Raw genomic sequence first — 20,370 nt, forward strand, 5'->3', positions numbered from 1 at the left:
CTCCTGCTAGGGTCTGTGCATGGATGAAAAATTGGGGAAATTCATCGAAGACTTCGCAACACTGACTCGGCTGGCCCAGTCCGGATTGGACCATGCCGATAACCGCGAGCAGCTTCCACAGGCGTTGACCGGGCACCTCGGCGTACCCGCACATGAACTATCCGTCGTGGCGGAGGAGATTCCGCCGCACCGCTTGGTGGACGTGGACATCGTGATGGAAGCGCTGGCTGGCCGCGACCCGGACTGGCGACTGGTAGGAATCGGCGGCGGCGACCAGCGCCACCACATGTCCCTCAGCGACATGTTGCAGCAATCCAGTGGCTACCCGCAATTTCCCCTTGCCAAGGCGGACTACACCAACCTCGCGACCGGTCCGGACAGACAGCGCCAGGCCGTTGCACTGGGGCTCTGGCTGTTCAGCTACGCCGGATCACCCGTAGCGGTCCTCCAGCGCGGGGCCAAGGCGGATCGAGGCCGGCAAAATGCCTCGCTCGAAGTCCTGGCCACCCACCCCGCCGTCGCTTCCGAGCTCCTGGGCGAGGTGCGGCGCGACATGGAGCACCAAAGTGTTTTCAAAGGCCAGATCATTGCCCTCGCAGTCAGCGATTATGGGCCGAGCATCAGTGGGGTGACCTTCATCAGGCGCCCGGAACTCGCCAGCAGCGATGTGGTCCTTCCGGATGGCCTCCTCGACAAAGTGGAGGGCCACACTCTGGGCATTGCCCGGCAAGCGGACATCTTGGCTACGCACGGACAGCATCTCAAGCGCGGCCTCCTTCTCTACGGACCGCCGGGGACCGGCAAGACACACACGGTACGGTATCTGCTGAGCCGAAGCGAGGGTACGACGGCGGTGCTCCTCTCCGGCGGTTCGCTCGCCAGGATTGCCGAGGCGGCCAAGATCGCCCGGGCCTTGGCGCCGTCCATCGTGGTGCTGGAAGATTGCGATCTGATCGCCGAAGACCGCAGCTTCGGCCACGGTCCCAAACCGTTGCTCTTCGAGGTGCTGGACGCCATGGACGGGTTGGACAACGACGCCGACGTCGCGTTCGTGCTGACCACCAACCGCGTGGACCTTTTGGAGCGGGCGCTCTCCCAGCGGCCAGGACGGGTGGACCTGGCGGTGGAAATCCCACTTCCGTCCAAGCAAGAGCGGGTGGAACTTTTGCGGCTGTATTCGAACGGACTCGCGTTCTCCCCCTCGTCGATCGAAGCCGCCGCGGACCGGACCGCCGGCACCACAGCGTCGTTCGCGAAGGAGCTGATCCGACGCTCGGTGGTCGCGGCAGCGCTGGCGGGCGACACTCCCGGCGATTCGCACCTGGGCTCCGCGGTGGGACAGCTCATGGCCGACGGTGAGGCCCTGACCCGTAGCCTGCTCGGAAGCAACGGCCATCGGCCCATGGAAGCGGAGTAACCATGTTGTCCATCGGCGGCAACCGCTTCTGCGTGGTGGACGCGAAAACACCATAAGCCGGCGCTATTCGACGCCTAGGCGTCCGTGGATTCCTGTTCTTGGTCCGCGGGCGTCCACGTGAGCTTGACTGTGGCTCCGTCGTTATTCTCGTCGATCCTCATGCGCAGTTCCTCACCATAGAGGAACTCGTGTTCAAAATGCCGTCCGTCAATGCGAGCCGCATCCAGGAGTTTCGTCATCGCCGTTGCCATCGCCCGGCCCCAGTCATGCGGATTCTTGCTGGACGCTTGTTCAAGGGCTGAATAGCTGACCATAAAACAATTGTTCTCCGGCGCGCGAACTTCTGCCAGCTTCAGTCTTCGATCGGCTCAGCCTTCCGTCGGCGTAATCGGATCCGGCTGCAGGCGAAGCCCCGCCGCGGCCATGTCCGCCGCCAGTACACCGCTGAGCTTGGCGTGCCCGGCAGCATTCAGGTGAACGCCGTCCACCAGGTCCCCGGCAACCTGATATCTGCTGATCCAGTCCCCGACGCTGAAGAAGGGAGCCCCGGCCTTGGCTGCAATATTGCCCAGCAGCGCGTCAACCTGGGTACGGCGACCCCCGCCCGCATTGGCACCCCTGGCAAGAGTTCCGATGATCACGATCTTCGCAAGCGGGTACCTCTTTTTGAGGGCGGCGAGGAGCCTGTTGGCGTTGGCCGTGATCTGCTCATCGCTGGCGTTATGGGAGGCATCGTTGCCTCCACCTTCAACAACGATCAGCGGCGGCGACCCATAAGGCAGGAGCCAGTCTCCTCGTTGCAGCGCATCGATGTAGTTGCCGCTCTTGCTCGTCGCGGCCACATATCCCGTACCGCCCCGGGCCACGGAGTACACCTTGTAACCAAGCGAGCCCAAAGCCTCCCGCGGCCATGAGCCCATTGGCTCCGACTGGGAGTCTCCAATGAGGACGGCCGTGCGCCGGATGTCCGCGAGGATGATTTCGTTCCGGTTGTTGCTTGGGTTCTTGTACAAGGACCCCACGGGAAGCCTTGACGGATCCGGCCCGAAATCAGGTTTCTTGGGCCCTTGGCCCGCAGCCGCCGGACTCCCCGAGGGCGCAACAGGTGCCGCGGTCTGTCCGCCGCTGGATGGGTCGCTCGGTTCAGGGGGCGCTGGTGAACAGCCTGCCAAAAGAACTCCGGCGGCGATCACGGATGCGGCGGAGCGGAGTATGCGAGATTTGTGCATCGACCTGTCCCGGGCTTGCTTTCTGCTCGTTTAAGCGTTGTATGGGCAACTTTGCATCGCTCATAGACCGGTGACGGGACGAGCCGGCAGCCTGCCTACGTCGGAGTCTATTGGATCGGGACGCGGAAGGTCACGGCGACGGGAATTATCCTCGTCGGACGGCCGGTGTGGAAGAATTTCATTTCGCACCCCATCTTTCCGACGCACAGATAGGAACCCCGTGCACGCACCGGCGTCCGAGCCGGAAACCCGCCCCGTCCCCGATGTCCGTTCGCGGCGATCATGGACGGGACGACTGCGCTCAGCGCAGCTCACGTTGGGTTTTGTCATCCTTTTCTGGGGATTGGGAGCGCTGACCTCCAGTCTCGCCACGGGACCGGACGCGCAATTGCGGCTCAATTTCGCACTTACGCCCCGCTCCGTGCCTGATCACTGGTGGGCTGTGATGACTTCCGCCGTCTGGGCCAGGGATCTGACGGGCTATGTGCTGGAGACTGCTCTGGTGCTGCTGCTGGGCGTGCCTTTGGAACGGCGAATGGGCCGGCGCGCGTACGCAATCGCTGCTGTCTCCAGCCAGATTCTGGGCGCCGGCATCGCGCTTGGATTCCTTGCCCTGGCCCAAGGATTGCTCGGTAGCTGGATTGCGGAGATAGGCAGCCACCTCTTCGTGGGTCCCAGTGCGTTCATCATCGGTACCGCCATGGCGGGAACTGCGTCCATGGCAACCCTGTGGAGGCGCCGGATCCGGCTCGTCGTCTTCGCCTTGTTACTCCTCCTCGCCTTGTACAGCGGAGGGTTTGCGGACCTGGTCAGGCTCGGCGCCGCAGGTGCGGGTACGGCTCTCGGGCCGCTGCTGATGGGCCGACGGCCACGGTTTGCGCGCCCGGTCAGTTCCCGGCACGAGGGCCGGGTGCTGCTTTCGCTGCTCATTGCCGTATCGGCGATCGGTCCGGTAGTCGCCGGCCTCATCCCGCATGCCGTAGGACCGTTGTCCATCCTGCGTTTCCTGTTTACCAACATCCAGCCCGTCGATCCCCAAACGCTACAGGCCCTCTGCTCAGACCCGGTACAAGCGAAGGACTGTGCCGTCGCACAGCTGCAGTTGCGCGCCGGTGCCGGCGGGATCTTCATGGCCATTCTTCCCTCCTTCCTCCTTCTGCTGCTTGCGGAGGGCCTCCGCCGCGGACGGCGCTTTGCCTGGGTGGGGACCCTTTTGATCCAGGTGGGCCTTTCCGTCCTGGCCGGAATTGCACTCGCCGGAGTCCTGCAGCCGACGACTTCGGCTACCGGCGCGAGCGAGGGGATCGTCGCTATCGAAGGATCGGCTTCCTCGCAGCCGTTCACCCTGGCCCTGCCGCTGCTTCTGCCCCTTGCGCTGACCATCATCCTGCTCGCGACCCGGCGGCTGTTTCATGTCCAGGCGCCGAAGGGGACCTACAGACGCCTCGCGGTCCGGGTACTTGCGATAGCGGCTATGCTCAGTGTCGTCTATGTCGGCGCCGGGTTCTTCCTCGCGCAGGATTTCTCCCCGGTTCCGGGGCTGCCGGAGCTACTGGCCGATGTCCCTGACCGGTTCCTTCCGCTGGGCTTCGTCCTGGATGTGCCGCCGGCGATCTTCCCCCAAGGCACGGCCGCCGTTCTCGTGTACGAAGGCGTGGGGGTCGTCTTTTGGGCGGTCGCGGGTGTCCTCATTTTCAGGACGTTCCTCCACCAGGCTCACACCCGGCACGACGCCAGTACTGAGCGTGCCCGGAAGGTCATCAAGGCGTGGGAGGGAAGCTCACTGTCCTGGATGACCACTTGGCCGGGAAACATGTACTGGTTCTCCGCTTCGGGACGGTCCTTTGTTGCCTACCGGGTCAGCACGGGGGTGGCGCTTACGCTGGGCGGCCCGGTGGGACCCAAATCCGAGACGACCGCCGTCTTCGACGAATTTGCCCGCTATTGCAGGGGCAACGGATGGACGCCGTGTTTCTACTCCGTACCCCAGGAATTGCGCGACTACGCGGATTCCTCCGGATGGAGCTCTGCACAAGTAGCCCAGGAAACAGTCCTGCCACTGAATTCGGTCTCCTTCAAGGGCAAGAAATTCCAGGACATCCGCACGGCGTTGAACAACGCCGCGAAGGCAGGCATCCGCTACGAATGGACGAGTTACGCCTCGGCTCCCTTCTCGGTCCAGGTCCAGATCGAGGAAATTTCCGAAGAATGGGTAGCAGATAAGAACATGCCCGAGATGGGCTTTACCCTGGGCAGCCTTGACGAACTCGACGACCCCGAGGTGCGCTGCCTGCTTGCCATCGACAAGCGCCACACAGTACACGCAGTCACCTCTTGGTTGCCCGTCTACCGCAATGGGCACGTCGTTGGCTGGACCCTCGATTTCATGCGTCGCCGCAGCGGCGGATTCCGTGCCAGCATCGAATTCCTCATCGCATCAGCGGCCCTCAGCCTCAAAGACGAAGGATGCGAATTCCTGAGCCTTTCCGGGGCGCCGCTGGCGCGTGTCGAAGAGGACCCTTCGGAGGTGCCGCGTCCAAGGCCGCGATCCCGGCCTCCCGGCAGCCTCGACCGCCTGCTCGACTGGTTGGGGGCGACTTTGGAACCGGTGTACGGGTTCAGGTCCCTCTTGGCGTTCAAAGCAAAATTCCGGCCCCGGTACGAGCCGCTCTACATGCTCTACCCCGATGCCGCTTCCCTGCCCGCCGTGGGGACCGCGGTGGCACGGGCCTACCTGCCGATGCTCAACCTCGGAGCGGGGCTGGCCTTGGCAAGGCGGATCTTCCGCTGGCCCACGCGCTCGGGAACGTCAGGCCGGAACCGCCCCTCAAGCCGTCGAGGACGCCCCCGAGGGCGAACCTGACGCTGCCGACGGAGAGCCCGACTCCGGGGCCCCGCCGATCGGGACATTGCTGTGATGCGCCTTGCCGTGGTGAAGTTGCAAGGCACTGAGCACCAAGCCGAAATGGCTGAAGGCCTGGGGCATATTGCCAAGTTGGCGGCCCGCATGTGCGTCCCATTCTTCGCTCAGCAGGCCCACATCATTGCGCAGGCCCAGGATCCTCTCGAAGAGGGCTGTCGCCTCCGAGCGGCGCCCCGCCCCCAAGAGCGCGTCCACCATCCAGAAGGAACACGCAAGGAAGACGCCCTCCGTGCCCGGAAGTCCGTCGTCGCTGTCTTGCGGACGGTAGCGCAGCACAAATCCGTCTTCCGTCAGCTCACGCTGGATGGCGTCAATAGTGCCGATCACGCGCGGATCGTTATGTGGCAGGAAGCCCACTTTGGGGATGAGGAGAAGGCTCGCGTCCAACTCCTTGCTCCCGTAGGACTGGACGAAGGTGTTGCGTTCCGCGTCGTATCCGTGGGTCATGACTTCGTCATGGATGGTGTCCCGCAACGCCTCCCAGCGATCCAGCGGGCCGGGCATCCCGGATTCACGGATTCCCCGGACCATCCGGTCAGCCGCAACCCACGCCATCACTTTCGAATGCACGAAGTGGCGCCGCGGGCCGCGTACTTCCCAAAGTCCGTTGTCGGGCTTGTCCCAGATGCTCTCAAGATGGCGCATCAAGGCGGTCTGGATGGCCCAGGACTCATCGCCAACGGTCATCAGCGATGCCCTTGTCAGTGACAGGCAGTCCAGGACCTCACCCCAGACGTCCAGCTGAAGCTGCTCCGCTGCCGCATTCCCAATTCGCACCGGCTTCGAACCCTGATATCCCGCAAGCCACGTCAGCTCCGTCTCAGGCAATCGCCGGTGACCGTGCAAGCTGTACATGATCTGGAGGTCGGCGGGGTCGCCGGCCACCGCGCGCAGGAGCCAGTCCCGCCACGCACTGGCCTCCTCGGTGTAGCCTGCGGCCAGAAAGGCTTGAAGGGTCAACGTGGCATCCCGCAGCCAGCAATAGCGGTAGTCCCAGTTCCGCGGTCCGCCGATCTGTTCGGGCAGCGAGGTGGTGGCGGCGGCAACAATGCCCCCGGTAGGCGCATAGGTCAGGGCCTTCAGGGTGATCAAGGAACGCTGGACGGCTTTCCGGTACGGCCCCCGGACGCTGCAACGCTTGGACCAATCGGTCCAGAATGCTGCGGTGTCCTCAAGCGCGATGTCTGCCTCGACCGTGCGTGGCCGCCGTTCGTGGCTGGGCGCCCAGGTCAGGACGAAGGGGATGTGGTCACCGGCGTTCACGGTGAACTCGCTGACCGTGGTGAAGTCCTTGCCTACCAACGGCGCCGGGGTCTTAAGGTAGACGGAGTCAGGGCCGGCAACCGCCCGGAGGCCGTGCCTGTCACGGCGCACCCAGGGCACCACGTGCCCATAGTCGAACCTCAGGATCAGTTCCCCACGCATCTTGACCGTGCCGCGAATCCCTTCAACGACGCGCACGATGTCCGCGACGGCGTCGCGCGGCGGCATGAAGTCGATGACCCGGACGTGTCCTTCTTTGGTTTCCCACTCCGTTTCCAGGATGAGGGTTCCGTCCCGGTACTGGCGGCGAGTACAAGTGCCCCCCGATTCCGGCGCCAAGAGCCAGCGCCCGGCTTGAGGGGAATCCAGGAGCGCAGCGAAGCACGCAGGCGAATCGAAACGCGGGAGGCACAGCCAGTCTATGGAGCCCGCAGTGCTGACGAGGGCTGCGGTGTGCAGGTCCCCGATCATTGCATAGTCTTCGATTCTTTGGCCGGTAGCCGGTTGACCGTTCACAGTCCCTTTCCTAGTGCTGATTCAATGGCAGCTATTGCCTTGGCCGTGATCTCTTCCCGCTGGCCGGAACCGTCCACCGCGAGCACGATTCCGCGTTCGGAGTATCGCTCAACCACTGCCTGTGTCTCGTTACGGTAAAGCTCCAGCCGACGCCGGATCACCGGTGCTGTGTCATCGCTTCGGCCCTGCTCCTGCGCCCTGCGGAGCATCCGCGCGACGACCTCGTCGTCGTCGACCGCTAGTTCGACCACGGCATCCAGCCGCTGCTGGTTGCCGGCCAGAATGCCGTCCAATGCCTCGATCTGCGCCGTCGTGCGGGGATATCCGTCCAGGAGGAATCCTGCCAGGACGTCGGCGTCGCCAAGCCGCTGACGGATCATGGCATTGGTGACATGATCGGGCACGAACTCACCGCGGTCCATGTACTTGCTGGCTTCGGCTCCGAGTTCTGTGTTGCCGCCGACGTGCGCGCGGAAGATATCCCCGGTGGAAATGGCGGGTATGCCGAAGTGCCCGGCGATATGCTCAGCCTGGGTACCCTTGCCCGAGCCAGGAGGGCCCATGATGATCAATCGCACATGTCACCTGTCCGTTCGTGAAGCGGTTTTGCGTGCCCCGGCATTGTGGCTTGAGCTTAGCAACTGTCGAGGGCTCGCGGCAGGGCCACGGCAGTCGGCTTCAGACCGTGGCGGGATCGGTATTGGCGCCACAAAGGATCACGGCCACGCGTTCCCCTTCTGCCGGGACATACGCTCCGGAGTTCACGGCCGCGAAAGCGGCGGCCGCGCCATGTTCCACGACAATCCGGTACTGCTCCCAGAGCAAGGAGCGCGCCGCGGCGATGTCGTCGTCGGACACCAGGACCGTCCGGACGCCCGTGCGGACGGCCACCTCGAAACCGATCCTGCCGATCTGCCGGGCCCCCAGGGAATCCGCGGCGATCCCGGAGACGGCAACGTCAACGGGCGCCCCTGCGGCGAGGGCCGAAAAGAGAGTGGGAGCATTGTCCGGCTCGACGCCGATAACCCGGGCGTGACCTTCGACGGCGGCCGCGATTCCCGCCATGAGTCCGCCGCCTCCAACGGCCACCACCACGGTGTCTATTCCGTCCAGCTGTTCCAGGAGCTCCGAGCCGACGGTGCCGGCGCCAGCGGCGATTTCGGCTTGGTCGTAAGCGTGGCAGTAGACTGCGCCGGTTTCCGCGGCGAACTCGAGGGCGGCCTCAAACGCTTCGGCGTACTCGGTTCCGCGCTGGACCACCGTGGCTCCGCTGGCCTTGAGCTTCTTGACCTTCACGGCCGGTGCGGTCTCGGGGACAAAAACGGTCGCGGGCACGCCGAGTTGCGCCGCGGCATAGGCATTCGCCAGCCCCGCGTTGCCTCCGGAGGCGACGACGATTCCAACATCGTCCTTCAGCTCGCCGCGCTCCCGGGAGGCCAGCACGCGGTTGAAAGCGCCCCTCGCCTTGAACGTCCCCGTGTGCTGCATGAACTCGCATTTGAACCACAATTGCCCGGGCACCGTCCCGGCATCCGCCTCGAAAACGGGTGTGCGGCGGGTCCTTCCCGCAATCCGGGCGGCAGCTTCATCGACGTCGACGCGTGTGATCATAGGGAGTCCTCGTTCCGTGCGGCCCGATAGTTGGTAGGCGCTAGCCTCAGGCTATCGCCTGGGCCCACGCCGGCGCGGGACCCGGCCTGAGCTTGCGAAGGCTGGGAGCCGGTTGGGACTAGAGGGACTCGACGTCAGCCGACCCGAGCTGCTGGCGGCGAGCCTGGCGGTTCCGCGACCAGCGGCGGGCAAGGTCAACGGCGGCCCAGATTCCGGCGATGGGAGACAGCACGACCACGCCATAGATGAAGATCATCCACGTCAGGATGGCCAAGGGCTGCTGAGCTCCGCTCAACCAGGACAACCCGCCGAGCAGGCCAAGTGTCCAGAACAAAACCACGCCCAAGAGCACTGCTCCCGCCGGAAAATACTCGCTCCTCACAACAGCCATCAATGTCTCCACCGGCTGCCACCTGCCTTCCATCACCGCGCCCGGATAACTTCAGTATGCATCCGGAAAAACGCCAGACTGGGTCAGCGCGCGGGCGAAGTGACGAACATAACCGCCGGGGCCCCGTCGCCGAGGATTTCGGGGCCTATGTGACGCGTGGAATGTCGGCGTAGTCTATAAACACGCACGGTTGATAGCTGGAAAAATGGCGCCGAAGAACAAACCGAAAAGTGGTTTTGCCAGAGTCCTGCGAAGGGTCTTGGGATTCTTCCTGGTGAGTGCGGTTTGCGGCGTATTGGCCGCCGGACTAGTAGTCCCCGGTGTCGCGTCGGCCGGGATGGCCGTCAGCGGTTCGATCCAGTACTTCGACAACCTCCCGGGTGATCTGGTAGTCAACGCGCCGTCACAGTCGACCAAAGTGCTTAGCGCAGACGGAAAGACGATCGCCACCTTTTTTGCCGAGAACCGTGTTCGGGTCAGCCTGAACCAGATGTCGCCCTACATTAAGGAAGCTATTGTCGCCATCGAGGACAACCGCTTCTACGAGCACGGCGGCGTCGACCCCCAAGGGATTCTCAGGGCATTGGCGTCCAATTTCACCAAACACACCAACGAGGGTGCATCGACCCTGACCCAGCAGTACGTGACCAATGTACTCAACGAGTCCCGTCTGGCGGCAGGCAAGACCGGACAAGTGGTGCTCAGCGGTCAGAAATCCATTGGCGACAAGGTGCGCGAAATGAAGCTCGCCGTCGAACTGGAGAAGAAATTCACGAAGGACCAGATCCTGGAGGGCTACCTCAACATCGTGTTCTTCAACCGGGACGCATACGGCATCGAAGCCGCGGCGCAGCACTTCTTCAGCGTTTCCGCCAAGGACCTGAGCCTCCCGCAGGCAGCCCTGCTCGCCGGCCTGGTCAACAGTCCCAGCTACTTCGACCCCTCTGTCCATCCGGACAACTCCATCCAACGCCGCAACCTGGTGCTGTCCGACATGCTCGCCCAGGGCAAGATCCAGCAGGCAGCGTATGCGGCCGCCGTCGCCACCCCCCTGAAGCTCGCCATCACACCAGCGAAGCAAGGCTGCGCCGCCGCAAACATGGCTGCTTACTTTTGCGACTACATCTCCCACCTCGTCCTCAACGACCCGGCCTACGGTGCCAGCGTCACGGACCGGGAACAGCTCCTGTACAGCGGCGGCTTGACGATCACCACCACGTTGGACAGCCGGCTTCAGGCAGTGGCCCAAACGCAGGTCGACGCCACGGCAGGCGCGAACCCGGACAAATGGGGCGCCTCCTTGGTCACTGTGCAGCCCGGCACGGGCAAGATCCTGGCCATGGCACAGAACACCGTATTTCTTCCCCAACCCGGAAAATTCGATACCCAACTCAACTTCAATGTCGATTCCAAAGACGCCAACGGCAACGACCTGAACGGCGCCGGAGGGTTCCAGCCTGGTTCGGCCATGAAGCCGTTCACTTTCACGGAGTGGCTCAACGAGGGCAAGTCCATGACCACGGTGGTGGACGCGTCGCAGAGGGTCTATCCGCTCGGATTCCCCTGGAGGGACAGCTGCGGGAAGGTACTCGGCGGGTACAGCACGGCCCAGAAAGTCGCAGGCCTTGGCACGGCGGACGATCTCCGCAACAACGACGAGGGTTACTACCGTCCGATGCCCGTCAATTATGGGCTCTACAACTCCATCAACACTGCAACCTTTGCCGAGGCGGCCCAACTGGACTTCTGCGGCATCCAGAAAGTGGTGGATGCGGTGGGTCTCCACAGTGGCGTGGACAACGCACCCGTGAACATGCACCAATTAGGCAATCTCCTCGGGGGCACCGAAGTCGCTCCCCTTGTGCTGGCCGACGCCTTTGCCACGTTCGCCAACGACGGAACGTACTGCGCACCGATCGCGATAGTGGGCATCACGGATCCATCCGGCGGGAAACTGCCCGCCCAAGCCAGTTCCTGCCACCCGGCCATCAAGCCCGAAGTTGCCCGCGGCGTCAACTCGGTTCTCCAGGACGTCCTGAAACAGGGATCCGGCGTCTACATCCAACCGAAAGTCCAGGACCGGTTCCCCACCGCCGCAAAAACGGGAACCAACAACAGCAACGGCTCCACCTGGGTTGTCGGATACACCACCGGGCTCGCCACGGCGTCCTTCTTCGGCGACACCATGGCAGGACATACCCGGGCCGGACAGAACGTCACCATCAACGGCAAGTTCTACCCTGCCGTTGACGGCTACATGCTGGCCGGTCCGCAGTGGGCCAACTACATGGCCCAGGTCGGCGGACTGTACCCGGCAACGGGTTTCCCTGCGCCGCCCGCGTCCATGGCGGGGACCCCTACGCCGACTCCTTCGCACTGAGCTTCAGAATTCCTGGCCAGTAGCACGGATCATCACTTCGGAGACGTCGACGCCGGGCGGCTGGGCGAGTGCCCAGAGCATGGTTGGCTTTGAGCTGCGGCAGGGCGGCCTTGGCCAGTATCGCGGGGCCGTACACGCTGGCCAGCACCGTTACTCGTTGACGAAGATCACTCACGAATCGAGCCACGCACGTGGCGGTACAAGGCTTGCCGGGAAGTCGTACCTGTCTTCTTCAGTGCCCTTGAGATGTGGTTCTCGACCGTGCGGAGGCTAATCGCGAGCCGGGCAGAAATCTCGACGTTTGTTTGACTGCCGGCAAGTATCGCGACTTCGATCTCCCGGGCCGACAAGGTCGGCGACCGTTCACGACCAATATTGAGGCTTAGGTGTTCGCCTGCCATCGGAAACCTGCCGTCGAAAAGCCGGTCTGCCTGCTGCAGAGCAGCAGCCGCTGTCCTGTCCCGTTCCAAGAGACGACGCTTGGATGCGCCTTTGAGCAGCAAGCGGACAGCGTGCAGATCAGCATCCGGCCGGTATTTGTCCAAGAGAACGTTCAGCCGCCCGTAGTCATCGTCTACCACTGCTTCGGCGATGGCCAAAAACTGGTCGTGGGATGTAACCTTCGAGTTCCGAAAGACGTGTTCCGCCCGATCAAGGACCTCACGGCTCGGAAGCAGGCACAGGACCAAAACCGAAGCGTAGGCGGCTTCCGTAAGGAAGCCCCGGTCCAGTTGGGCGTCGATGAGGGTAATGGCACTCGCGTCAAAGGACTGCGGATCGTCGTACCGCTGGGCAATGAGGTCAAAAACGCCCTTGCCAGTTCCCGGAAGAGGGCCGATATCGGCTACATGTGTCCTGGCTTGGGCCCCCAACGAGGCGGGCTCTTTCTTTTCGTCCGTCAAAGCCCGGAGTCCCACGAGTCGAAGCATGGCGTCATGCAGGGCGCTCGCGAGGAATCCCGGGCGGCCAAGTGCGAACACGCTGCTCATCATCAGATCGGCATCCTGGCCGAACCCCGATTGTGTAAGCGCAATGGCGGCCACGTAGCTGTTCGCGACGAAGCCGAACCGGTCAAGGCCGCGACGGGCCTCGCTGCGTCTGTTCAGTGAGAACACCAAAGCCTCGTCCAAGCGCCCCGCGACCAGCAGGGCCAGTCCCCGGACGAATGGCTCGATGCCCGAAGCCAATCCGAAATCATCAGTTGACTCCAGGGCCTCTAGTGCTGCCCGTCCATCGAAGCGGTAGACCTCCAATATGGCCCGCACCACGGTCAGGACCCCACTCTGCGGATGCGCGTTTCCGTAGCTGTCCAGGATCTCGCCCAGGTTTGCCGGCATTCGGTCGTAGGAGGCGGCGAGGAACAGGCCGAAACCCTCGGCCTCGGCCTTCCGCTGGGGACTGAGTGCAGCAAGTTCGGCGAGCATACCTTCAGCGGCTGCCACCTCATCGCCGCGAGTGATTGCCCAGAGAGCCCGCGTCATAGTGAAGAAAAGGTAGTCCTCTGGTGTGCCGTTGGCCACGACAGTGTGGCCAAAGACGTGTTCGATCCGCTCCGGGTCTATGGGTCCGCCCCAGTAGAACTTGAGGAACGCCGCCGCGTTGGCCATGCTTGGGTCCGCCTCCCACTGTTCGTATTGGGCTTCCTCCCGCACGAGCAGCTGTTCTTCGAAGTGACGGGCGGCCAGCGTGCCTCCCTCTCCTGATTCTTCCCTCAGCTGCCCGACGGCGGCGGCAACAGAGGGCGTCATGAATCGCCCGTCCCCTGGGGCGGGCGCGAGCGCCTCAGCAACGTTTTCGATCCGTTTTGCCAGTACCCGACGTAAGGACAAAACGTGATGATCACGAAAGTAATCGATCAGGAGGGGCGGATTTGCGGCCACGCAGAGCTCACCATCGACGTTTTCGGACACTGCGACCAGACCACGCCCTTCGAGCCTGTCGAGCATTGTCGTGGCAACGATCGAAGGTAGGGAGGCGAGCGACCGGGTGCCTAGCATCGACAATGCGTGCAGCGCGGCAAGTTCATCGGGTTCGAGGCCTTGGAGGAGTGCTTCGACCGTTCCGCGGAGATCCTCGTGCCAAAGGGTATGGCCGGTCATTCGCCACCCTCCCTCGCAGAGCGTGAGCAGCTTGTTGAGGACGCCGCTTTGGGCCATCCTCACCACCAACCTGGGGTTGCCCGCGGACTTCATCAGGATGTGGGCGGTGACATCGACGTCGGCGGGGGCAGAAAGTGTTTCCGCGACAAGCTGGTTGACTTGGTCGTAGCGCAGTGATGGGAGCCGGACTTGCGCTTCCGGCCATCGTTCCGGGACGAGCACGGAGGTACTCGGATAAATGGGCGAATGGTCCATTGACATGATCAGCGGCCGCTGGGACCGTCTTTGCGCGATGTCTAGGACAGCGAGGGACTCATTATCAAGCAGGTCGATATCGTCGACCACGATGATCCTTGATCCGCGTCGCGAAAGTTGTTCGGCGAGAACGTCAGCCATGCCCAAGGGACCCGTATGGCGCGCACGCATGTCCAGGCCAAGGGAAGCGATTCCAGCGAGCGGCGTCTGCCGGAGAAGTCGGGCTCCAAACAAGCTGTAAACCTCGGCGCCACTCTTTTCGAGTTCGGTGATGATTTCGCGGATTACAGTCGACCGACCGCTTCCAGCGCGACCAACAATTCGCACGCTGACCCCGCGTGCAGCAAGGCCTAGTGCGCGGCGTATTTCTTCCTGGAACACTGAAGACTCCTAACTGTCCGCCCAGTACCATTCGAGCCCGCGGCAAGCACTTCACGACGGATATCGAGACGAGTCACTCACAAATCGCTGGCGGCTGTCTGCTCCGGGCCTTGGAGCCAACTACCGCGATGGGAACCCCGCATTTTGACTACAGCCTCGCATTTGTCCCAGGCCCATCCGCAATCCGTTGCGAATCGTATTTCCATGGCGCTGACGATCCCGCCGCCGTGGAGAACATCGGATTGGCGGACAATATAGCTAAAGTTCAAGCTCACGCTGTCACCAGGTCCAAGATATGGAATGGTCATGCACTCTGGGGCGGGCTGGGAATCGAACGCCAATTGTTCAAGGTTGGCGTTCGTCAACGAACTCGAAAAAAGCTCCATCGCGGTGACAGGACTCTGTGAAGCGTTACGGATCATTGCAGTGAAGGAAACGGTTTCGCCAGCCCTGGCCGAGTACTTGTCAGCGAAATGCAGCAAGTGGAGGGCCGGTAAACCAGAAGCCATGGGCGACCTGTGGCGTCCGCCCCGTCCCGAAAGACGGGAGCGGACAAGCCAGTCATGAACGTGACTCATTCGGGCCCCGGAGAGGCGCTGATCCCCCAACCTAATCAGCGCTCGCGCCTGCGCGCCCTGGCAACAGAACCGTGTGCCAATCGCGCCGGGTCCAGAATGAACAGGGCCAGCAGCGCAAGTCCAGCCGCAGCGGCGATAAACATGCCGTATGAGGACTGAAGGGAGGCCGCTAGATAACCAAGCCCCACAATGTGCCAGATGTATTTCCCGGCAGTAGTCACTTTGTAGGGCTCGGGGTCGTTCTGGGTGTTTGCATCACCCCTGAGCGTGTATTCGTAAACGCCTGGTGTTGGCTGGGCCGACTTGACGAGCCGGTGCGTAACCAAACCCAAGCCGCGTGGACGCTCCACCGTAACAATGCTGCCGTCCTCGACTTCGCCGGCAGGTACCTGCTGTGACAAGACGACAGACCCCACGGGTATCGTCGGTTCCATTGATCCCGAAACCACAATAAGAGGCCGAAGTCCGAAGAGAAGAGAGACAGCGAACACAAGAATACAAGCGGCACCCAGAAGTGCACCGAGCGACAAAAGGATCGAGCGGAAAGCACTGTAAGCCCGCAACGCAGGATGCTGGCATACTTGCTCCGACGTCTCCTCAGGGATCTGCTCCTGCCGGAATTCGTCCCACGCCGGTTGATGCCCTGCCCGTGTGCCGAGCTGTTCCTCTTGGTCTTCCATCAACCGCTGCCCCTCCGGATTTCCACTACGAGTGTTCACGGAGCAACTGAAACCGCGTCGAAGTGCACGGCGACCGCCGTCTGCCCACCGTTGTACTTCTCGACGTCAGGTCCGTCGACATAGGTGATGGTGAGTTTCAATTTCTTCGCGGAACCGGCCGCGGCAGGAGTGTAAGCGTCCCCCTGTTTCAGCACTGAACCCCGCCGAGGTTCCAAGGCACCCAGCGATCCCTTTGCTTGATCCCACGTGACATTGGTGAACATCACCTTCCCCGCTTCGTCCGCTCCAGTGAACCTCAGGAATGGAAGGATGTTCGGCACCCCTGCAGCAACCGTCCCATCACCGTTTCGAAGAATGATCTTGAAACTCGTATCCGCTTTGAAGACAGAAGTGTTGTTGAACACCGGGATCGTGGTAACGACGGATCTGCCAGGTATCAGGTCCGCCGCTCCTGCGACGGCCCAATCAAACCCGGCTTCCGTATCGGCTTGTTCCACGGTTCCGTTGTCCCGCACAACGCCAATGTCGAAGCGCGGAGTCTCGATGAGGGCCTCGCCGACGATGTTTAGATTGGCGAAGTCGTAGGCCGCAGCACTGGTGGCCGTAATGGTCGCCGCGACAAGGGCGCCTGCCGTGACTGCGAGCCGGAGTTTCCCGCTCCGGCGCCCCACCCCTTGTCCTACGGGTCGTTTCATAGTCAGCTTCCTCATTTCGTCACCATTCCGAGATCCCACGAGACCTTACGGTTGGAGAATTGAGTTCCGACGGGGAGCCCGATCGCGCCCTGGGGGTTGTATCCCCTGCCCCAGAACGAACCATCAGATTTCTGCCAGAGGTAGAAGCCTTGGCCCGAACCGTATTGCACAACGCCAGTATCGATTCGGCCAGGGCTTTGCGGGAATCTACCGTAGTCGTCGCTGCCACCGTAGCCCCAGAGCTCCCCCGTGCCGTTGAGCAGCGCAACACCAGTGAACCCGAACTGCATGGATTTAATCTGGGATAGGGAGGGAACCAAGGCGGGCACGGTCGGTGTGGTGGTTGGACCCCGCCCGGTGCGGCTCGCGTCAGTTCCCCAACTCACTACCTGGCCGTTGGAGAGCAGGGCACCACCCATGTTGACGCCGCCGTCGACCGCAACAATATATGGAGCGCCGGGCGCCACATTTCGCTTGAACCAAGGAGCAAGCGGACTTACGAGCTTAGGAGTTGCGCCGGTATCGGATAGGCCAGAGGGCAGACTGTTTCCGCCCGTCCCTCCCCAATAGTAGACGTCTCCGTTCTCCAAGATGACGAAGAAGTTGGTGTAGGCGCCCTTGAGGTAGATGGGACGGTTACCCGCGACAGATGGGTCCGGCAGCCCGGCAAGCTGGCTTGCACCCGGTGCAGCGTTTCCGCCATAGCCAACGGGAAACCCCCAATGCCAGATGGTGCCATCACTTCGGATGCCGGCACCGGCATATTCAGTAGAGGAGATCGCGGTGATCTTGTCCAGGATTGCGCCGGAACCATTCCACGCAGTGTTTATCCGGACTTGCTTCGCGTTGCCGTTGGGCTTCGGCGCGTCTGTGCCATCACGGAAGTTGGAAGAGCCCCACCCCCAGACCGTGCCATCCTTGTCCAGAGCGTTGGCATTATAGATTTGACCAGTCGCTTGCCGCACAATTCCGTCGGGAATGCCGGCGACCTTCTGCGGCGGCTTCTGCAATCCCGCGGTGGGAACATCACCGTTGATCTCGTAGTCCGTAAGGCCCCATACGTACACATTTCCGTCGTTTCCGACACCAATCCCGGTATCTACCATGCGGGAGTTCCTGGAGATGCCGACGGCAAATGGAGGGCCCGCATTCGCCGGGATGGCCTCCGAACGGGCGTGCGTCTTATCCTTGTACGCAGCACTTGTGGCCACGGGAATTTGAGCAGCACCGACAAACGTGGCGAGCCCAAACAGGCCCGTCGCCGCGATGCATTGCCGACGGGAAATGCCTGAAGGCTTACTCATGAGCGGACTTCTTTCGACGAACGGAGGATGAGGCCAAAGCCGACGGCCAGAAGGACTGCGGCCGCGACACCGACTGGAATCAAGTTCCTGAGGCCTGTATTCGCAAGGTCGGGTCCAGACGCAGGTTTGTCGGGCGTGACGTTGGGTCGATCAATGCTTGAGACGAAGTGGAATTTGAGGTGCCCGCTAGCGCCTTGGTAGGAATTGTCAGCGACGCGCGGGAGTGTCACCGTCCCCACCAAGCTGTATGAAGCGCCGGCTTGAAGTTCGGGCAGTGTGATCGTACGGCCGAGCACTTCTCCAACACGGATCCGCTCGACGACCGCAGTGCCGTCTGGAGTGTTTATGGTCAGTTCCATTGGCGCGGCTCCGGAGAAGAGGACATCAGAACGTCCCGTGATCTCCAATGAAAGTGGTACGGGTGAGCCGGCCACATTCTTGACGGACATGTTCCAGACCTGGGATTCCCCGGGGGCCGGAGCGTCAAGGACAATCGCCGTCGGCGCCGTGTCGATGAGATCCGAGGCTACAGCCGAGGCGCCGGCACACTGCACAAGTCCAAGGAAGACCGCGGCAATCACCGCGATCAGCGCGCGGATGCTACGGGGCGCGATCATTTGCTTTCTCCGTTGGTCAGTACGCCAAGTTGGGTCGATTTTCCGCTCGCCTGGGCCCCACTGTTGGCAGCCAGGACAGCTGACACACGGATGGCACGCTGTTCACCCGGAGCGACATTTTGGAACGTAATGCCGGCCTGATTGACCTGCTGTGCCTTGGCGTTTGCGATCGCGGGCGTTGCTGCTCCGTCGAGGTAGACCGTGAAAAGCAGCGTGCCGAACAGATCACCACTTTGTGGGTCTGGATCGTACAGGGACACCGTCAAATTACCGTTGACCCCTGGTTTTCGATTCGTTACCGATACGTCGAACTCAACCGGCTTGCTTTCAGAGAAGGCCGTTCCCGCCGACAGCGGCAGGACAACAGCAGCCTCCGGCGTATCAGCATCGCGTAGCACTCCCGTGCTGTCCTTTACCGCAATGTCGAAGCGATTCGGATTGCCCAGGCCTGAACCAGCGGCGCCCGTCCCGAGGTTGACGCGAGCGAAGTCCGTAAAAGCGGCCGCGGTGGTGCCGGCGCCAAGAACCAGCACGGCTGCCGCGAGCCCAAGGGTCAGCCGCTTCCATCCGTCGCGCTTCACCGTCCCCGTGGTCATGGGTTCACCGCCTCAAAGTTGAACTGGATATCTGTTGAGGCCATCTGCCATCTGTTGTCCACCGTGTCGGGAAGCTCGACCCGCACATCGAGAAGCTTGTATTCGCCTGCACGCAATGGATCAGGCCAGGTGATCGCCCTCAACTGCCCTGCAGGGACGCGGTCAAGGAGAACCTTGCCACCATCCGAAACCGTGAAAACCAACTGGTCGAAGAGTTCCAGGAAGGTGCCGGTTTGAGGATTTTTCTCGGCGCCGCGTGGAAGCGGGTCGAGGATGCGCAGACCAATGAGGCTGGACAGGCGGGGGCTGTTGTTTTTCGCCGCGATCCTCAAATCCAGGACACCGCCTGGGGCCATGATGTATCCGCTGTTATCTCCGGTTAGCGGGATGCGCAATCCTTGGGGGTTGGCTTGGTCCCAATCAGCAGGCGCCGGCAGCCATGAGGGATCAGCTTTCCCTGCGGCCACAATGTCAAAAGTATTGCGGGATCCGTCCAGTGCGACGTCAACGTCCGCGCTGTCGGTAAATGAGGCGGCGGTGATTAGCGAACCCGCCGCAACCAAGGATCCGGTCGCTAGCAATAGCCGCAACCACCCGCGGGGGTGAGTCCTCATGCTGTGTCCTTCATAGGTCCAAGCGCTCCGTTCATTGAGGCCGCATAGGCCGAGTGCAGGTGGGGACCCGAAGGCCCCCACCTGTTATCGTTCCGACTACTTGACGGAGGAGGCGTCGAAGTGGGCCTGGACGTAGGAGACCTGACCCTGCAGGGCGTTGTTTGCAGCTGCACTGCCCTGGTCCGGGAGGTTGATGCTGACGCCGAGGACGCCTTGTTTCCCGGCGGTGTAGGTGCCCAGGTCGAGGGCGGTTACCTCGGTCTGCTTGACGTTGGTAGCGATTGCCTTGCCGTCCAAGGTGACGGTGTAGCGGAGGGCGCTAACCAATGCCGGGCTGGAGGTGTAACCGGCGCGGTCCTGCAACCCGAAGGTGATGGCAGCACCGAGCGAGGGACTCTCATTGCGGAAGGGAATGGACACGGACACGGTGTCGCCCGGGGTGATCAGGTCCGCACCGGGAACCTTGATGTTCACGCCTGCGGCCGTGTTCGCTTCCTGCCATGTACCCGGAACAGGCAGGCCCGCGCTGTCCGTTCCAACCACCTGGATGTTGAAGCGGTTGTTGCCGCCAACGCCGGAATCAGCGGTTCCGTTGCCAATGTTCAGGTTGGCGAAGTCGGTGAACGCAGCAGCCGTCAAGAGCGCGGTGACGCCCAGCAGCGAACCACCGGTTAGCAGGGCGCGCTTACGACCGGAGCGAATTTTGGTAGTCAAGAGGAGTTCCTTTCACGAGGTTGTCGGCGCGTTCGCCGACAGTGCGAGTGACTGCATCGGCAAGGGACAGGTACATTCCCTTGAACACCGGCGCGCGGTGTGCAACC

At 62.4% G+C, this 20,370-nt stretch carries 17 protein-coding genes; 3 read left to right on the top strand and 14 right to left on the bottom strand.

What is annotated here, in order from left to right; all coding sequences use genetic code 11:
• Positions 1-19 precede the first annotated feature (19 nt).
• Positions 20-1,417, top strand: coding sequence for an ATP-binding protein (locus tag AB0O52_RS16415; RefSeq protein ID WP_364539503.1), 1,398 nt, complete (start codon positions 20-22; stop codon positions 1,415-1,417).
• 74 nt (positions 1,418-1,491) lie between these two features.
• On the opposite strand, the gene AB0O52_RS16420 is transcribed toward AB0O52_RS16415, so the two are convergent.
• A complete protein-coding gene (locus tag AB0O52_RS16420) occupies positions 1,492-1,731 on the bottom strand; it encodes a hypothetical protein (protein WP_364539505.1) in 240 nt (79 codons plus the stop codon).
• Positions 1,732-1,785: 54 nt separating this feature from the next.
• Positions 1,786-2,439, bottom strand: a complete 654-nt coding sequence (locus tag AB0O52_RS16425) for an SGNH/GDSL hydrolase family protein (protein WP_364539507.1) — start codon at positions 2,437-2,439, stop codon at positions 1,786-1,788.
• Between the two features lie 427 nt (positions 2,440-2,866).
• On the opposite strand from AB0O52_RS16425, the gene AB0O52_RS16430 reads away from it, so the two are divergent.
• The gene (locus AB0O52_RS16430) at positions 2,867-5,509 is read left to right on the top strand and encodes a phosphatidylglycerol lysyltransferase domain-containing protein (protein ID WP_364539510.1); all 2,643 of its coding nucleotides are present in this window, start codon (positions 2,867-2,869) and stop codon (positions 5,507-5,509) included.
• Here the strand turns inward: AB0O52_RS16430 and AB0O52_RS16435 are convergent.
• The 4 genes from AB0O52_RS16435 to AB0O52_RS16450 all read right to left on the bottom strand — a co-directional run bounded on the left by AB0O52_RS16435 (position 5,474) and on the right by AB0O52_RS16450 (position 9,350).
• Positions 5,474-7,303 carry a glycoside hydrolase family 15 protein gene (locus tag AB0O52_RS16435; protein ID WP_364539683.1) on the bottom strand — a complete coding sequence of 610 codons (1,830 nt, stop codon included), beginning with the start codon at positions 7,301-7,303 and terminating at the stop codon, positions 5,474-5,476. The two genes, AB0O52_RS16430 and AB0O52_RS16435, sit on opposite strands and share 36 nt — an antisense overlap.
• A gap of 41 nt (positions 7,304-7,344) precedes the next feature.
• A complete protein-coding gene (locus AB0O52_RS16440) occupies positions 7,345-7,920 on the bottom strand; it encodes an adenylate kinase (protein ID WP_364539686.1) in 576 nt (191 codons plus the stop codon).
• A 106-nt stretch (positions 7,921-8,026) separates the two neighbouring features.
• Complete coding sequence (locus AB0O52_RS16445; RefSeq protein ID WP_364539513.1) at positions 8,027-8,959, bottom strand: threonine/serine dehydratase; 933 nt, start codon at positions 8,957-8,959, stop codon at positions 8,027-8,029.
• A gap of 118 nt (positions 8,960-9,077) precedes the next feature.
• Positions 9,078-9,350, bottom strand: coding sequence for a hypothetical protein (locus AB0O52_RS16450; protein WP_364539516.1), 273 nt, complete (start codon positions 9,348-9,350; stop codon positions 9,078-9,080).
• A 205-nt stretch (positions 9,351-9,555) separates the two neighbouring features.
• Between AB0O52_RS16450 and AB0O52_RS16455 the strand changes: the two genes are divergently transcribed.
• Positions 9,556-11,730 (top strand): transglycosylase domain-containing protein, encoded by a 2,175-nt coding sequence (locus AB0O52_RS16455; protein ID WP_364539519.1) that lies wholly within the window; start codon positions 9,556-9,558, stop codon positions 11,728-11,730.
• Between the two features lie 167 nt (positions 11,731-11,897).
• Here AB0O52_RS16455 and AB0O52_RS16460 read toward each other — a convergent pair whose 3' ends face one another.
• From AB0O52_RS16460 to AB0O52_RS16495, 8 genes are all read right to left on the bottom strand, one after another.
• On the bottom strand, positions 11,898-14,465 hold the full coding sequence (locus AB0O52_RS16460) for a LuxR C-terminal-related transcriptional regulator (RefSeq protein ID WP_364539521.1): 2,568 nt from the start codon (positions 14,463-14,465) through the stop codon (positions 11,898-11,900).
• A 613-nt stretch (positions 14,466-15,078) separates the two neighbouring features.
• Entirely contained in the window at positions 15,079-15,723 is a 645-nt protein-coding gene (locus tag AB0O52_RS16465; protein ID WP_364539524.1) for a signal peptidase I, read from the bottom strand.
• 35 nt (positions 15,724-15,758) lie between these two features.
• Entirely contained in the window at positions 15,759-16,418 is a 660-nt protein-coding gene (locus AB0O52_RS16470) for a hypothetical protein (RefSeq protein ID WP_364539527.1), read from the bottom strand.
• A gap of 11 nt (positions 16,419-16,429) precedes the next feature.
• On the bottom strand, positions 16,430-17,722 hold the full coding sequence (locus AB0O52_RS16475) for a hypothetical protein (protein WP_364539529.1): 1,293 nt from the start codon (positions 17,720-17,722) through the stop codon (positions 16,430-16,432).
• Complete coding sequence (locus tag AB0O52_RS16480; protein WP_364539532.1) at positions 17,719-18,339, bottom strand: hypothetical protein; 621 nt, start codon at positions 18,337-18,339, stop codon at positions 17,719-17,721. The genes AB0O52_RS16475 and AB0O52_RS16480 overlap by 4 nt, the downstream gene beginning before the upstream one ends.
• Positions 18,336-18,935: a hypothetical protein gene (locus AB0O52_RS16485; RefSeq protein ID WP_364539534.1), complete on the bottom strand. Its 600-nt coding sequence runs from the start codon at positions 18,933-18,935 to the stop codon at positions 18,336-18,338. Before AB0O52_RS16485 ends, AB0O52_RS16480 begins: the two co-directional genes overlap by 4 nt.
• The gene (locus AB0O52_RS16490) at positions 18,932-19,498 is read right to left on the bottom strand and encodes a hypothetical protein (protein ID WP_364539536.1); all 567 of its coding nucleotides are present in this window, start codon (positions 19,496-19,498) and stop codon (positions 18,932-18,934) included. Before AB0O52_RS16490 ends, AB0O52_RS16485 begins: the two co-directional genes overlap by 4 nt.
• A 147-nt stretch (positions 19,499-19,645) precedes the next feature.
• Positions 19,646-20,263 (bottom strand): hypothetical protein, encoded by a 618-nt coding sequence (locus tag AB0O52_RS16495; RefSeq protein ID WP_364539539.1) that lies wholly within the window; start codon positions 20,261-20,263, stop codon positions 19,646-19,648.
• Between the last annotated feature and the right edge of the window lie 107 nt (positions 20,264-20,370).

This window comes from Arthrobacter sp. NPDC080073 (assembly GCF_040686575.1).
Classification (GTDB): Bacteria; Actinomycetota; Actinomycetes; order Actinomycetales; family Micrococcaceae; genus Arthrobacter.